10 protein-coding genes are annotated in these 15,252 nt (G+C 58.0%); 2 read left to right on the top strand and 8 right to left on the bottom strand.

Annotated elements, in window-relative coordinates; translation table 11 throughout:
* Window positions 1–17 precede the first annotated feature (17 nt).
* Both glpG and glpE read right to left on the bottom strand, forming a co-directional pair.
* Window positions 18–857, bottom strand: a complete 840-nt coding sequence (gene glpG, locus ACL2XN_RS19730; protein ID WP_410013205.1) for a rhomboid family intramembrane serine protease GlpG — start codon at window positions 855–857, stop codon at window positions 18–20.
* A 325-nt stretch (window positions 858–1,182) separates the two neighbouring features.
* On the bottom strand, window positions 1,183–1,515 hold the full coding sequence (gene glpE / locus ACL2XN_RS19725) for a thiosulfate sulfurtransferase GlpE (RefSeq protein ID WP_410016707.1): 333 nt from the start codon (window positions 1,513–1,515) through the stop codon (window positions 1,183–1,185).
* Window positions 1,516–1,694: 179 nt separating this feature from the next.
* Here glpE and glpD point away from each other — a divergent pair, with 179 nt between their 5' ends.
* Window positions 1,695–3,206 (top strand): glycerol-3-phosphate dehydrogenase, encoded by a 1,512-nt coding sequence (gene glpD / locus ACL2XN_RS19720; RefSeq protein ID WP_410013204.1) that lies wholly within the window; start codon window positions 1,695–1,697, stop codon window positions 3,204–3,206.
* 181 nt (window positions 3,207–3,387) lie between these two features.
* Here glpD and glgP read toward each other — a convergent pair whose 3' ends face one another.
* The 6 genes from glgP to asd form a co-directional block, all read right to left on the bottom strand.
* Window positions 3,388–5,835 (bottom strand): glycogen phosphorylase, encoded by a 2,448-nt coding sequence (gene glgP / locus ACL2XN_RS19715; RefSeq protein WP_410013203.1) that lies wholly within the window; start codon window positions 5,833–5,835, stop codon window positions 3,388–3,390.
* A 26-nt stretch (window positions 5,836–5,861) separates the two neighbouring features.
* Entirely contained in the window at window positions 5,862–7,292 is a 1,431-nt protein-coding gene (gene glgA / locus ACL2XN_RS19710; protein ID WP_410013202.1) for a glycogen synthase GlgA, read from the bottom strand.
* A 51-nt stretch (window positions 7,293–7,343) separates the two neighbouring features.
* Window positions 7,344–8,630, bottom strand: coding sequence for a glucose-1-phosphate adenylyltransferase (glgC, locus tag ACL2XN_RS19705; RefSeq protein ID WP_413729317.1), 1,287 nt, complete (start codon window positions 8,628–8,630; stop codon window positions 7,344–7,346).
* 13 nt (window positions 8,631–8,643) lie between these two features.
* Window positions 8,644–10,629, bottom strand: a complete 1,986-nt coding sequence (glgX, locus tag ACL2XN_RS19700; RefSeq protein ID WP_413729316.1) for a glycogen debranching protein GlgX — start codon at window positions 10,627–10,629, stop codon at window positions 8,644–8,646.
* Window positions 10,629–12,812, bottom strand: coding sequence for a 1,4-alpha-glucan branching enzyme (gene glgB, locus ACL2XN_RS19695; RefSeq protein ID WP_410013199.1), 2,184 nt, complete (start codon window positions 12,810–12,812; stop codon window positions 10,629–10,631). Before glgB ends, glgX begins: the two co-directional genes overlap by 1 nt.
* 465 nt (window positions 12,813–13,277) lie before the next feature.
* Window positions 13,278–14,381 (bottom strand): aspartate-semialdehyde dehydrogenase, encoded by a 1,104-nt coding sequence (gene asd / locus ACL2XN_RS19690; RefSeq protein WP_413729315.1) that lies wholly within the window; start codon window positions 14,379–14,381, stop codon window positions 13,278–13,280.
* Window positions 14,382–14,589: 208 nt separating this feature from the next.
* Between asd and ACL2XN_RS19685 the strand changes: the two genes are divergently transcribed.
* Window positions 14,590–15,183, top strand: a complete 594-nt coding sequence (locus ACL2XN_RS19685) for a YhgN family NAAT transporter (RefSeq protein ID WP_410013196.1) — start codon at window positions 14,590–14,592, stop codon at window positions 15,181–15,183.
* The last annotated feature ends 69 nt before the right edge of the window (window positions 15,184–15,252 follow it).

The raw sequence follows: 15,252 nt of genomic DNA, 5'->3' as shown, positions 1-15,252 counted from the left end.
CCTCTGCTGCCTGAACCCTATCGCCGGCGACCAATCGCATGGCGCGTATCCCAGAAAGCCATTAATAATCCGATAACCAGCCCCGCCACATGGGCGGCATTAGCCACGGCAATGCCGAAAATATCGAAATAACCGGCGATAAGCCACAGCAGGGCAAACACAATGACACCGCGAGGCATCATCAGCGGGCCGTTGGGGTTTTTCTCGCCATACCACCAGACATACCCCATCAAGGCATACACCACGCCGGAAAGACCGCCGAACAGGGCGCCGCTGAAATGGGATTGCACCAGGCCGCTGACCACCGCCGAGACCAGGGTCAATATCGCCAGGGTCGTCACGCCGCGGTATTTTTCCACCGCGCTGGCGAGATACCACCACCACACTATATTGAACAATAAATGCAGTAACGAAAAATGCAACAAAATATGGCTTACCCAGCGCCATACCTGCAGGTAGCGCGACGGACCGGCGGGAAACGCCAGCCAGTACATAACGACATCATCGCCCAGGACGTTCATTAAAATAAACACCAGGACGCAGCATAACAACACGCCGAGGGTCAGCGGCCCCGCCTGGCTGCGCAGCGCCGGCAGCCAGGCGGTGCGCTGATAATGAAACTGCCCGCGCTCGGCGCTGCCCGTGCGCCAGCTGGCCGCCTGGTAACGTGGGTGCGTCGGGTCCAGCAGAAAGATTTCCAGCGCGGCCTCTACCCGGGCCAGCTCCGCGTCATCTGCAAGCCATAGCTCGGCTATCCTGCCTTGCTGCTGCATTTCAATCGTCACGCCCTGGGTTTTCATATAGTCGATAAAAGCCTGGGCAAGGCGGGCATTGGACAGGGTCGTTACACGAATCATAGCGTGGGGCGAGTCCTTTAATCATGATGTTCGGGCGCCGGCAAGACCGGCGATATCGTGCTGGCATAGCGCTGGCATAGCGCCCGCGGCGCGATAATCAGCTGATTACTATCATAACATGTTCCCTGCGGCATCCCCCATCATGGCATCAACGGCCGCAGGGTTTTTTGCTTACGGGGGAAAATGAACGGTTTTGATAAGAAGGGGAACAGTATCCGCTTGCGGGCAGGGATAATCGCGAGCGCGTCACAATCGACGCACCGGTGATTATCGCCCGCTGAAAAAAGCGGCGCCCGCGCAGGGAAACGCCGGCGCCTGGCGCGGGTCAGCCTGCCGTCGGGGTGGCGACGTCGGAGGGAAACGCTTTCTGCCAGGCATCGAAACCACCGTCTATGCTATAGGCGGCGTTAAACCCCTGTTGCAGAAGGTACTGCGCAGCGCCCTTGCTGCTGTTGCCGTGATAGCACATCACCATCACCGGACGGGTAAAGTCCGTCTGCTGCATAAACGCGCCCAGGGTTTCGTTGGTAAGGTGAACCGCCCCCGGCGCATGGCCGACGGCAAAACTCTGCGGATCGCGGATATCCACCAGAATCGCGTCGCCCTGCCGCCAGCGTTCATACGCCTGTTCCACGCTTATTGCCTCGAAGTGTTCCATCGCCTGCGTCGCCTCGCTTGTTAACGTTTTTTCCACATAGTGTAAACATAAACTGTTACCTGCGTCACGCATAGACGTTTTTTTCAGCATGGGCCTTGGCGCTGATGTTGGTTTTCGATTACAATTATGAGCGAAAACGAAAATAAAAGAACTGTAACGAGCACCTGGAGGAAGGTAACGTGGAAACCAAAGACTTGATCGTGATCGGCGGCGGCATTAACGGCGCCGGCATCGCGGCAGACGCAGCGGGGCGCGGCTTATCCGTGCTGCTGCTTGAGGCGGATGACCTGGCCTGCGCGACCTCTTCCGCCAGTTCAAAACTGATTCACGGCGGCCTGCGCTATCTCGAGCATTATGAGTTCCGCCTGGTCAGCGAAGCGCTGGCGGAACGCGAGGTGCTATTAAAGATGGCGCCGCATATCGCCTTCCCCATGCGCTTTCGTCTGCCGCACCGGCCGCATCTGCGGCCGGCCTGGATGATCCGCATCGGACTGTTTATGTACGATCATCTGGGCAAACGCACCAGCCTGCCGGCCAGTAAAGGGTTGCGTTTCGGCGCGGATTCCATCCTCAAGCCTTCCATCGTGCGCGGTTTTGAATACTCCGACTGCTGGGTGGACGATGCCCGGCTGGTGGTACTGAACGCGCAGGAGGTGGTCGCCAAGGGCGGCGAAGTGCGCACCCGCACCAAAGTAACCCGCGCCTGGCGCGAGAACGGCCTGTGGACGGTGGAAGCGCAGGATGTGATTACCGGCCAGACCCTGACCTGGCAGGCCAAGGGCCTGGCCAACGCCACCGGCCCATGGGTAAAGGAATTTATCGACGACAGCCTGAAGCTGCCCTCCCAGTATGGTATACGCTTAATCAAAGGCAGCCATATCGTGGTGCCGCGCGTGCATAACGGCCAGCACGCCTATATCCTGCAAAATGAAGACCACCGCATCGTGTTTGTCATTCCCTGGCTGGACGAGTTCTCCATCATCGGCACCACCGACGTGGAATACCACGGCGATCCGAAAGCGGTGCATATCGACGACGGCGAGACGGATTACCTGCTTAACGTCTATAACGCGCATTTCAAGAAGCCGCTCAGCCGCGCGGACATCGTCTGGTCCTATTCCGGCGTGCGTCCTCTGTGCGATGACGAGTCCGACTCGCCGCAGGCGGTGACCCGCGACTATACCCTCGCGGTCACCGACGACCACGGCAAGGCCCCGCTGCTATCGGTGTTCGGCGGCAAGCTGACCACCTACCGCAAACTGGCTGAACACGCCTTGGAAAAGCTGCATAAATATTATCCTGACGCCTACGGCGCCTGGACCAAAGGGGCGGTATTGCCGGGCGGCGATTTTAACGGCAGCCGCGACGATTATGCCGCCCAGCTGCGGCGCAAATACGCCTTCCTGACCGAAAGCCTGGCACGCCGCTACAGTCGCACCTACGGCACCCAAAGCGAGCAGATCCTGAAAGGCGCGGCCACGTTCGCCGACCTTGGCGAGCATTTCGGCCACGAATTGTACGAGGCGGAGCTGCATTACCTGGTGGAAAAAGAATGGGTGGTTACCCTTGAAGACGCCATCTGGCGCCGCACCAAACTCGGCATGTGGCTTGATGACGGCGAAAAACAGCATGTGAGCGAATGGCTGGCCCATCATGCGCGCGGCGGGAGGAAGCTGTCGCTGGCCTCCTAGGCAAGGGCGGCCGGATTCGGCCAGCGCATTTTAAGCAACAAGGCCGCGTAACGACGCGGCCTTGTTTGATCGCCCTGGAGCGCTGTTTATAGAGAAATGATCAGCGCCGCCAGGCCATAAACACGCCAGCTCCGCGTGTCCCTGTAGACGTCAATACGGTGACAGCCTGTCGCTTGCTCCGCTACAGCCGGATCGGCTTCACATGCCATATCTCATCGGCATATTCCTGGATGGTCCGGTCCGACGAGAAATAGCCCATACTGGCAATATTCATGACCGCCCGCCTTGTCCACTCCTCCGGCTGCTGATAAAGCTGGTCCACCCGATCCTGGGTATCGACATAACTGCGATAATCCGCCAGCAACTGGTAATAATCGCCGAAATTCACCAGTGTATCGAACAGATTACGGTAGCGATTGGCCTCGCCCGGACTGAATACACCGGTGGCGATCTGGGTCAGGGCCTGGTTAAGCTCCGCATCCTGCTCATAGAACTGGCGCGGGTTGTAACCGTCGCGACGCAGCGCTTCCACCTGCTCGGCGGTATTGCCGAAGATAAAGATGTTTTCCTCGCCCATGCGGCTGCTCATCTCGATATTGGCGCCGTCCAGGGTGCCGATGGTCAGCGCGCCGTTAAGCGCGAACTTCATATTACTGGTGCCGGAAGCTTCGGTGCCCGCCAGGGAGATCTGTTCCGATAAATCCGCCGCCGGGATAATCAGCTGCGCCAGGCTGACGCTATAGTTGGGAATAAATACCACCTTCAAGCGGTTCTTCACCTGCGGATCGCTGTTAATCACCGTGGCCACATCGTTGATTAAATGGATAATCTGCTTGGCCATATGATAGGCCGAGGCCGCTTTGCCGGCAAAGATATTCACCCGCGGCACCCAGTCGGCATCGGGATCCTGTTTAATCCGGTTATAGCGGGTAATAATGTGCAGCACATTCATCAACTGGCGCTTATATTCATGGATACGCTTGATTTGCACATCAAATAACGCCGCCGGGTCGGCCACCACATTAAGCTCTTTGGCCATATAGAGAGCCAGCGCCTTTTTATTTTCCAGCTTGGCCTTTTGCACATCCTGGATAAACGCCGGGAAATCGATATGGGATTTGATTTCCTCCAGTTGGCTCAAATCGGTACGCCACATCTGGCCGATGGCGTCGTCCAGCACCGCCGACAGCGGCCGGTTCGCCAGCGCCAGCCAGCGGCGTGGCGTGACGCCGTTGGTTTTATTGCAAAACTTGTCGGGATAGATGCGCGCGAAATCGGCAAACAGCGATTGCACCATCAGGTCGGAATGCAGTTCCGATACCCCGTTGACCTTATGGCTGGCAATCACCGCCAGCCAGGCCATGCGTATCATCCGCCCGTCATGTTCATCAACGATCGACACGCGTGACAGCAGGGCGCTGTCGCCGGGAAATTGTTCCTGCACGCCGGTTAAAAAATGATCGTTGATTTCAAAGATAATCTGCAGTTGGCGCGGCAGGATCTTGCCCAGCATGTCCACCGGCCACCTTTCCAGCGCTTCGCTCATCAGGGTATGGTTGGTATAGGAGAATACCTTGCCCACCACGTCCCATGCCTGCTGCCAGGTAAATTTATGTTCGTCGATCAAAAGCCGCATCAGCTCGGGAATCGACAGCACCGGGTGGGTATCGTTGAGATGCACCGCGATTTTATCCGCCAGGTTGTCGAAGGTCTGATGCATCATCCAGTGACGGGTGAGAATATCCTGCATGGTGGCGGAGACTAAAAAGTATTCCTGGCGCAGGCGCAATTCGCGGCCTGAATAGGTGGAATCATCCGGATAGAGCACCCGGGAAACGTTTTCAGAATAGTTTTTATCTTCCACGGCGGCGAAATAATCGCCCTGGTTGAATTTGCCCAGGTTGATTTCATTGCTGGCCTGGGCGCTCCACAGCCTTAAGGTGTTGGTGGCGTCGGTATCAAAGCCGGGAATAATCTGGTCATAGGCGCAGGCCAGCACTTCCTCGGTCTCCACCCAGCGGGTTTTCGCCCCCTCCTGCTGCACGCGGCCGCCGAAGCGGACCTTATAGCGGGTGGAGTGGCGGGGAAACTCCCAGGGATTGCCGTATTCAAGCCAGTAATCCGGCGATTCCGCCTGCTGCCCGTTGATAATATTCTGCTTGAACATACCGTATTCATAACGAATGCCGTAACCCCGTCCCGGCAGCGCCAGCGTCGCCATGGAATCGAGGAAACAGGCCGCCAGCCTCCCCAGCCCGCCGTTGCCTAACCCCGGGTCGTTCTCTTCCTCCAGCAGATCGTCCAGCTCGAACCCCATATCCTCCAGGGCGGCCTTGGTATCGTCGTAAATCCCCATCGCCAGCAGCGCGTTGGACAAGGTCCGGCCGAGCAGAAACTCCATCGACAGGTAATAGACCTGGCGCACGTCCTGCGACAGTTGGGCGCGATTGGAGCGCAACCACCGCTCCACCATACGATCCCGTACCGCCAGCAGCGTGGCGTTCAGCCACTCATGCTTATTGGCGGCGGAAGGATCTTTACCGATGGTAAACATCAGCTTATAGGCAATCGAATGTTTCAGCGCTTCCACGCTGAGGGTGGGTGAAGCATAAATAAACGGAGAGTTCATGGCATTCATTCCCAATCAGTGAATATCTACAAGCGTTGATAAAGAGACTGATAAGCCCGGGCGGCGACATGCCAACTGAAATCTAAACCCATCGCCTGACGCTGGACATAACGCCACAGGGCAGGCCTTGACCATAACACAAAAGCGCGGCGGATAGCCCGTTGCAACGCGCTGGCGGTGGCATCTTCGAAAACAAAACCGCTGGCGATGCCGTCGGAGAGGTTCTCAAGCGAGCTGTCGGTCACCGTGTCCGCCAGCCCGCCGGTGCGCCGTACCAGCGGCAGGGTACCGTATTTCAGGCCGTAGAGCTGCGTCAGGCCGCAGGGCTCGAACCGGCTCGGCACCATAATCACGTCCGCGCCGCCGATAATGCGGTGGGAAAACGCCTCGTGATACCCTAACTGTACCCCCACCTGGCTGGGATATTCCGCCGCCGCCGCCAGGAACCCCTGCTGCAGGTTGGCGTCGCCGGCGCCGAGCAGCGTCAGCTGGCCGCCCTGCTCCAGCAGGTCCGGCAGGACTTCCAGCACCAGATCCAGCCCCTTTTGGCTGGTCAGGCGGCTGACCACGGCAAACAGCGGGACCTTTTCGTCCACCGTCAGGCCCATGGCGGTCTGCAGATGGCGCTTATTGTTGACTTTCGCCTCCAGCACATCGCGGTTATAGCGCGTGGACAGCATGGCGTCATGGGTCGGATTCCAGATGGCATCGTCCACCCCGTTGAGGATGCCGGTCAGCCGCCCCTGGGACTGCAGCGACGCCAATAACCCTTCCATACCGTAGCCGTAGGCCGGCTGGGTGATTTCCCTGGCGTAGGTAGGGCTGACGGTGGTGACGTGATCGGCATAGAACAGCCCGGCCTTCAGATAGGAGATCTGGCCGAAAAACTCCATGCCGTAGGTGTGGAAAAACTCATCCGGCAGGCCCAGCTCCGGCAGGTGTCGGGCGTTGAACAATCCCTGGTAAGCCAGGTTATGCACCGTAAACACCGATTTCGCCGGTCGTCCCTTGGCCGCCAGGTAAGCACAGGTCAGGCCGGCGTGCCAGTCATGGGCCTGGATGATATCCGGTTGCCAGGCCCGGTCCAGTCCGCTGGCCATTTCGGCGCCGACCCAGCCCAATAGCGCAAACCGCAGATAGTTATCCATATAGGCATACTGATCCTGGTCATGGTAAGGGCTGCCGGGGCGATCGTAAAGATCGGGGGCATCGATAAGATAGATGCCAACGCCGTTGAAACGACCATATAACAGTTTGACGCGGCGTGAAAACGCGTCGAATTCATTGACCACGCGGGTATCCGGGATACCTTTGCGCAAATCCGGAAACGCCGGCAATAAAACCCGCACGTCATCCCCTTCCACAATCTGAGCCGCGGGTAATGCCCCGACCACATCTGCCAGTCCCCCGGTTTTCAGTAGGGGAAACAGTTCAGAACACACATGTAAAACCTGCATTATCGCTCCTGTTAAGGCCTATTATTTTTTGACTGATGGCTACAGATCTTCCTAATTGACGTTGGCCAGCATCTTACGTGTTACCAGCACGATTCCTTCCTCAGAGCGATAGAATCGTCGTTCATCGTCCGCGGCGTTTTCACCGATCACCATGCCTTCCGGTAATTCGCAGGCACGATCGATAATGCACCGCCGCAATCGGCAAGAGCGTCCCACGATCACATCCGGTAAAATTACCGCGCCGTCCAGCGTGCAAAACGAATTAACGCGCACGCGGGGAAACAGTACAGAGTGCGTGACATGCGCACCGGAAAGGATGCAACCGCCGGAAACCAGTGAGTTCAAGGTCACGCCGTGGTTACCGGCGCGATCCTGAACAAATTTGGCCGGCGGCAGCGGTTCCATATGCGTGCGTATCGGCCAGTTTTGATCGTACATATCCAGTTCCGGGGTTACCGAAGCCAGATCCAGATTCGCCCGCCAGTAAGCGTCCAGCGTGCCCACGTCACGCCAGTAGGGCGGGGTTTGGTCATCGTCGGCGGAAGAGACGCACGACAGGGTGAACGGATGCGCCCAGGCTTCGCCCAGGGCGGTGATTTTCGGGATAATGTCCTTGCCGAAATCATGATTGGAGCCTTCGGTGCGCATATCCTCTTCCAGCAGGGCAAAGAGATAATCGGCATCAAAGACGTAAATACCCATGCTGGCCAGCGCCAGATCCGGGAAACCGGGCATGGCCGGCGGTTCCGGCGGTTTTTCGACAAAGTCCAGCACCCGGTATTCATCATCGACCGCCATGACGCCGAAGTCCCTGCCCTCCATGCGGGGCACCGGCAGGCAGGCCACGGTGCATTTGGCGCCTTTTTCCACATGATCGATAAGCAGGCGGGAGTAATCCATTTTATAGATATGATCACCCGCCAGGATGACGATGTATTTGGCGCGGTAGCGGCGGATGATATCCAGGTTTTGCGATACCGCGTCCGCCGTGCCGCGATACCAGTGTTCGGTGGCAAAACGCTGCTGCGCCGGCAGCAGATCGACAAATTCGTTCATCTCCTCGTTGAGGAAAGACCAGCCGCGCTGGATATGCTGCACCAGGGTATGCGACTGGTACTGGGTTATCACGCCTATCCGGCGGATACCGGAGTTCAGGCAGTTGGAGAGCGCAAAATCAATAATACGGAACTTACCGCCGAAATGAACCGCGGGCTTGGCACGCTTGGCCGTCAAATCTTTTAACCGCGAACCGCGTCCGCCCGCCAGGATCAGCGCGACGCTTTGGATCGGCAATTGTCTGGCCAGCATCACCGGGTCACTACCTTCATACCTAACCATCGCCGACTCCTTATTATTGTTTTACCAGCACATTAACCGTACGGGCCGCCAGCGGTAAGCGGCGCTCCGGATCCGGTTGCCCTGGGCGCTGAAACGGTGCCGCCAGCGCCCATGTCCCTTCAGGTAAGGTCATTTCGCAGGCTTTTGTAGTGGCATTGATCACAAACAGGTAATCTCGTGACAGACGGATCTGCAATCGATGTTCTCCCCGCTCCCACTCCCCGGCGCTCAGCGCCTCGCCATGCTCGTTCAGCCATTCGACCGTTTGCGGGTCGCTTTCACGCCACCAGCGGTTCTCCATCAGGGCGGGAATACGCCGGCGCAGGCTGATAAGGTCGGCGGTATAACCTATCAGGCCGGCATCCGCGCGCGGCCAGTCCAGCCAGGTCAGTTCATTATCCTGGCAATAGGCGTTATTGTTGCCCTGCTGGCTATGGCCGAACTCGTCCCCCGCCAGGAGCATCGGCGTGCCCTGCGACAGCAGCAGCGTCGCCAGCAGCGCCTGCTGGCTGCGGCGGCGGCGTTCCCGGATATCCTGTCCGGCGTCGGGGCCCTCGACGCCGTGGTTGTCGCTAAGGTTATCCCAGGCGCCGTCGCGGTTATCCTCGCCGTTGGCCTGGTTGTGTTTTTCGCTGAAGCTGACCAGGTCCTGCAGGGTAAAGCCATCATGGGCGGTCAGCATATTGACCGTGGCGCAGGGTAAGCGCCCGGTCGTGTTGAACAGGTCGCTGGACGCGGCAAAACGGCGGGCGAAATCTCCCGGCGCCAGGTCGCCGCGCAGCCAGAAGCGGCGCATATCGTCGCGAAAACGGTCGTTCCATTCCGCGAACGGCGGCGGGAAAGCGCCGACCTGATAACCGCCGGGGCCGATATCCCAAGGTTCGGCGATCAGTTTGCAGCCGTTAAGCGCCGGATGCTCCTGCAGCGCGGCGAATAGCCGCGCGCTGGCGCTGAATTCCGGCGTGCGCCCCAGCACCGTGCCTAAATCAAAACGAAAGCCGTCGACATGGCACGTCTCGCGCCAGAAGCGCAGGCAGTCCAGCACCCAGGCGGTAACATCGGGATTATCGAGGCGCAGCGTATTGCCGCAGCCGGTCCAGTTTTGATAATCCCCGCGTTCGTCCAGCCAATACCAGCCGGGGTTGTCGATGCCGCGCAGCGACAGCACGGGACCGGTCAAATCCAGCTCGGCGCTGTGGTTGAACACCACGTCGAGGATGACTTCGATACCGGCCTGGTGCAGGGCGCGCACCATGGCGCGAAACTCGTCCAGCGCCGACAGATCCTGATGGCCGCAGGCATAGCCCGGCTCGACCGCATAGGGCGCCAGCACGTTGTATCCCCAGTAATTGCGCAGCCCCAGGCGTTGCAAACGCGGTTCGTCCACGTGCTGCTGCACCGGCAGCAGCTCGACTGCGGTAATGCCCAGTTGCCGCAAATACCCCGTCATCAGCGGATGGGCCAGGCCGGCATAAGTGCCGCGCAGCCCCTGCGGGATCCCGGGATGCAGCCGGGTCAGTCCGCGCACATGGGCTTCATAAATTACCGTCTCGCCCCAGGGCGTCGCGGGCGGCGTATCGTCACGCCAATCATAGCGCTCATCCACCACCACGCTTTTCGGCGCCGCCGCGGCGCTGTCGGCCCCGTCCGGCGTGTCGCCCGGGTCATACAGCGACGGATGGTCGCCGACCGCGCCGTCAAGCGCGCGGGCGCAGGGATCGATCAACAGCTTGGCCGGATTAAAGCGCAGTCCCTTTCGCGGCTCAAACGGGCCCTGTACCCGATAGCCATAACGCTGGCCGGGGCCGGCGCCCGGCAGGTAGCCGTGCCAGATATTCCCGCTGCGCGCCGTCAATGCGATTTGCCGTTCATCGCCTTTGTCGTCGAACAGGCACAACAGCACGCGCTCGGCATGGGCCGAATACAGGCTGAAGTTGACGCCTTTGCCGTCAAATCGGGCTCCCATGGGGCTGGCTGAACCTGCGGACAGCGTCTCCATTAATTCTCCCGTACCAGGAAAATCGTCGCCAGCGGTGGTACGGTCAGTAGCAGCGAATGCTCCCGGTGATGACTGGAAACAGGTTCGCTGTACAGCTCGCCGCTATTGCCCATATTGCTGCCGTTATAATAATGGGAGTCGGTATTCAGCACCTCGCGCCAACGTCCGGGGGACGGGATGCCGATGCGATAGCCGGGGCGCGGCACCGGGGTAAAGTTGCTGACCACGATCATTTCGCCGCCGCTGGCGTCGCGGCGCAGAAAAGCGAATACCGAGTTTTCGCTGTCGTCCGCCACCAGCCATTCAAAACCGTTATAGCGATAATCCACTTCATACAACGGCGCATGGGTGCGATAGCACTGGTTTAAGTCGCGCACCAGCCGCTGCACGCCGCTGTGCATGCCGTCCGGGTCGTCCAGCAGGTGCCAGTCGAGACTCATGTCGTGGTTCCATTCACGCAGCTGCGCGAACTCGTTGCCCATAAACAGCAGTTTTTTACCGGGGTGTCCCCACATAAAGCCGTAGTAGGCGCGCACATTGGCGAATTTTTGCCACATATCGCCGGGCATGCGGTTCAGGATGGAGTGTTTGCCGTGCACGACTTCATCATGGGACAGCGGCAGCACGAAGTTTTCGCTGTAGGCGTATACCATGCTGAACGTCATCTGATGATGATGGTATTTGCGGTGAACCGGATCGAGCTGCATATATTTCAGCGTGTCGTTCATCCAGCCCATATTCCATTTGTAATGGAAACCGAGGCCGCCGTTTTCCGGCGGCGCGGTCACGCCGGAAAATGAGGTGGATTCCTCGGCCACGGTAATGGCGCCGTCGCGCTGGGTGCCCACGGTATGGTTGGTATAGCGCAGGAAGGCTATCGCCTCGAGGTTCTCGTTGCCGCCATAATGGTTAGGCACCCATTGCCCCGCAGGACGGCTGTAGTCGCGATAGATCATCGAGGCCACCGCATCGACGCGTAAACCGTCGATACCGTATCTTTCCAGCCAAAATAGCGCATTGCCCGCCAGGAAGTTGCGTACTTCGTTGCGGCCGTAGTTGTAGATCAGCGTATTCCAGTCCTGGTGCAGCCCTTCGCGCGGGTCGGCGTACTCATACAGCGACGTGCCGTCGAATTTCGCCAGGCCGAACTCGTCGCCGGGGAAATGGCCGGGCACCCAATCGAGCAACACGTTGATGCCCGCCCGGTGGGCGGCGTCAATCAGTACCCGGAAATCCTCGGGGGTGCCGAACCGGCGGGTGGGCGCATAGATGCCGAGCGGCTGGTAGCCCCAGCTGCCGTCAAAAGGGTGCTCGTTAATCGGCAGCAGCTCGATGTGGGTAAACCCCATATACTTGACGTAATCGACCAGTTGCTCCGCCAGTTCCAGGTAACTGAGCCAGAAATTATTGTCGGCGTGGCGCCGCCAGGATCCCAAATGCACTTCATAAATGGCAATCGGCTGGTTGAACGTATTGGCCGCGCTCCTGGCCGCGTCCGGCGTCACCACCGGCGGCAATCCCCGGGTCAGGGACGCGGTTTCCGGGCGCATTTGCGCCTCGAAGGCGTACGGGTCGGCTTTCAGGCGCGTTTGTCCGTGACAGTCGATGATTTCGTATTTATACAGTTGGCCGACGGTGACGGAGGGCAGGAACAGTTCCCAAATGCCGTTTTCGCGCCGCTGGCGCATAGGATGCCGGCGGCCGTCCCAATAATTAAACTCGCCCACCACCGATACCCGCTGGGCATTGGGCGCCCAAACGGCAAAACGCATGCCCGCCACCCCGTCCAGCTCGTCCGGGTGGGCGCCGAGACGTTCATAAGGACGTAAATGGGTGCCTTCCGCCAGTAGCCAGCTGTCGATATCCTGCAAGAGCGGTCCGAAACGGTACGGGTCCTCAATGATATAAGTATGCTCATGCCAGGTGACGGCCAATTGATAGGTAAAAGGTTTTTTACGCCGGCCTAATTGCGCCATAAACAAACCGCGGTCGTCTTCACAGGTTAATTCTGTGATCTTGCGCCCATTTTTTTTATCAATAAGCGTTACCGCACTGGCATCCGGTAATAACGCGCGCACCACCAGCCCTTCGCTGGTCTGATGCATGCCTAATAATGAAAACGGATCGGCATACCGGCCGGAAACCAAAGCTGTAATGACCTCATGGTCGGGAAATCCTGACATGGTGTTATTCCTTTCATTACTCCATGAAATAAAACAATATTTCCAAAAAATTATCCGATGCTTACACCACCCCCATGGTTTCCCTAAGGCACGGGCGCCCGCGACGGCGGGACCGGCGCGGGTGCATAAAACGGTGCAGAGATTCGGGGTAGTATTGATTACATCTTATGCGCAATCATAGATCTCACAATAATAAGCATAGACAAAGGTTTAAAAGAAAGAATAACCTTAGCTGATGAAAATTTTAATTATCTAATAAGCTATTGAAATACTTTGAGTTAGAAAAAAAGATTCTTATATTAATCAGAGAAATATGAAATAGTGTCTTTGCACAAAAGTTAAAAAAGTGAAATTTTGTCGCTCACTTATTTTTAACTTTGCTCAAGCGGCGCAAGGAAATAGGGGAGGCAATCGCGGCCCATCCGTCGCGAAACGGACGGGCTTTGTCGGCAGGGTCGTATCAGGTCAGGCCAGTAAGCGCAGCATGCGCCGCAATGGTTCCGCCGCACCCCATAACAATTGATCGCCCACGGTAAACGCCGACAGATATTCCGGCCCCATGTTCAGTTTACGCAACCGCCCGACCGGCGTTTTCAGGGTGCCGGTGACGGCGGCCGGCGTTAATTCCCGCATCGACAGCTCGCGATCGTTGGGCACCACATGCACCCAGTCATTATGGGTGGCAAGGATTTGCTCGATTTCCGGCAGGCCGACATCGCGTTTAAGCTTAATAGTAAACGCCTGGCTGTGGCAGCGCAGCGCGCCGACGCGCACGCACAGGCCATCCACCGGAATGACCCGGCGGGTATTGAGGATCTTATTGGTTTCAGCCTGGCCCTTCCACTCTTCACGGCTCTGGCCGTTGTCCAGCTGTTTGTCGATCCAGGGGATCAGGCTGCCGGCCAGCGGCACGCCGAAGTTATCGACAGGCAGGGTGCCGCTGCGGGTTAGCGTCGTCACTTTACGCTCGATATCCAGAATGGCCGAGGCCGGATCCTGCAACTCTTTCGCCACTTCATTATACAACCGGCCCATTTGCGCCAGCAGCTCGCGCATATGGCGCGCCCCGCCGCCGGAAGCGGCCTGGTAGGTGGCGACGGACACCCAGTCCACCAAATCCTGGGCGAACAGGCCGCCAAGCGACATCAACATCAGACTCACGGTGCAGTTGCCGCCGACAAAGGCCTTGACGCCGTCGTTCAGGCCCTGCTGGATCACCGCCTGGTTTACCGGGTCAAGAATGATAATGGCGTCATCCTGCATACGCAGCGAGGACGCCGCGTCGATCCAATATCCCTGCCAGCCGATTTCCTTAAGCTTAGGGTAGATTTCGTTGGTATAATCGCCGCCCTGGCAGGTGACGATAATATCCAGGGCGCTCAGGGCGTCCAGGGAATAGGCATCCTGCAACGTCCCTTGCTGCCCGCCGAATACCGGCGCGGCCTGGCCTGGCTGGGAAGTTGAGAAGAATACCGGACGGATGGCGTCAAAATCGCGTTCTTCGTTCATGCGTTGCATGAGCACCGAACCGACCATACCGCGCCAGCCAATAAAACCAACGTTTTTCATGTTAACTGTCCTGCCTTGGAGGGTGACAAAGGATATTCTGGCGTCAGCCGCGGCAAAAACACGCCGGCTATACAATGACCACCTTACAAAATGTGGCCGAACAGCTGCAAGCGAAATTAATCGATAAGGAAAAGTTTTTCAGCAGTGACGCTAATAATCATCCCGGATGGAGGAGTCAGGGAAAAAAACGGAAAAAAAAGAGGCAAAAATGACTGAAATGATTTCGGCAACCGTATTGCTGTTTTTAATAATGGATCCGCTGGGCAATTTACCGATTTTTATGTCGGTATTAAAGCACCTTGAACCGAAACGGCGCCGCGCGATCGTGATCCGCGAGCTGTTAATCGCATTATTGCTGATGCTGCTGTTTTTGTTTGCCGGTGAAAAGATCCTCTCTTTTCTTAACCTGCGTTCGGAAACCGTGTCTATCTCCGGCGGCATCATTATGTTCCTGATTGCCATTAAAATGATTTTCCCGTCGCAAGAGGGCAACAGCAGCGGATTGCCGGCCGGCGAAGAGCCGTTCTTGGTGCCGCTGGCCATTCCGCTGGTGGCCGGGCCCTCGATTCTGGCCACTTTGATGCTGTTATCCCACCAGTATCCGCACCAGATTAATCATCTGGTGGTGGCATTGCTGATAGCCTGGGGCATGTCGGTGTTTATCCTGATGCAATCGTCGCTGTTTATACGGCTGCTGGGCGACAAAGGCGTCAACGCGTTGGAAAGATTGATGGGGCTGCTGCTGGTGATGCTGTCCACGCAAATGTTCCTGGACGGCGTGCGGGTCTATTTGCGCAGTTGACGACGTGGCCGTCAGCATAAACACAGGGGCGCGTGATGCGCCCCTGCGATTGCTGGTATCCCCCGCAGC

This window comes from Sodalis sp. RH22 (genome assembly GCF_047324165.1).
In the GTDB taxonomy this organism is placed as follows: Bacteria; Pseudomonadota; Gammaproteobacteria; order Enterobacterales; family Enterobacteriaceae; genus Acerihabitans.
Note: the sequence above shows the minus strand (reverse complement) of the source record. Positions and strands in the feature narration are given on the sequence as shown.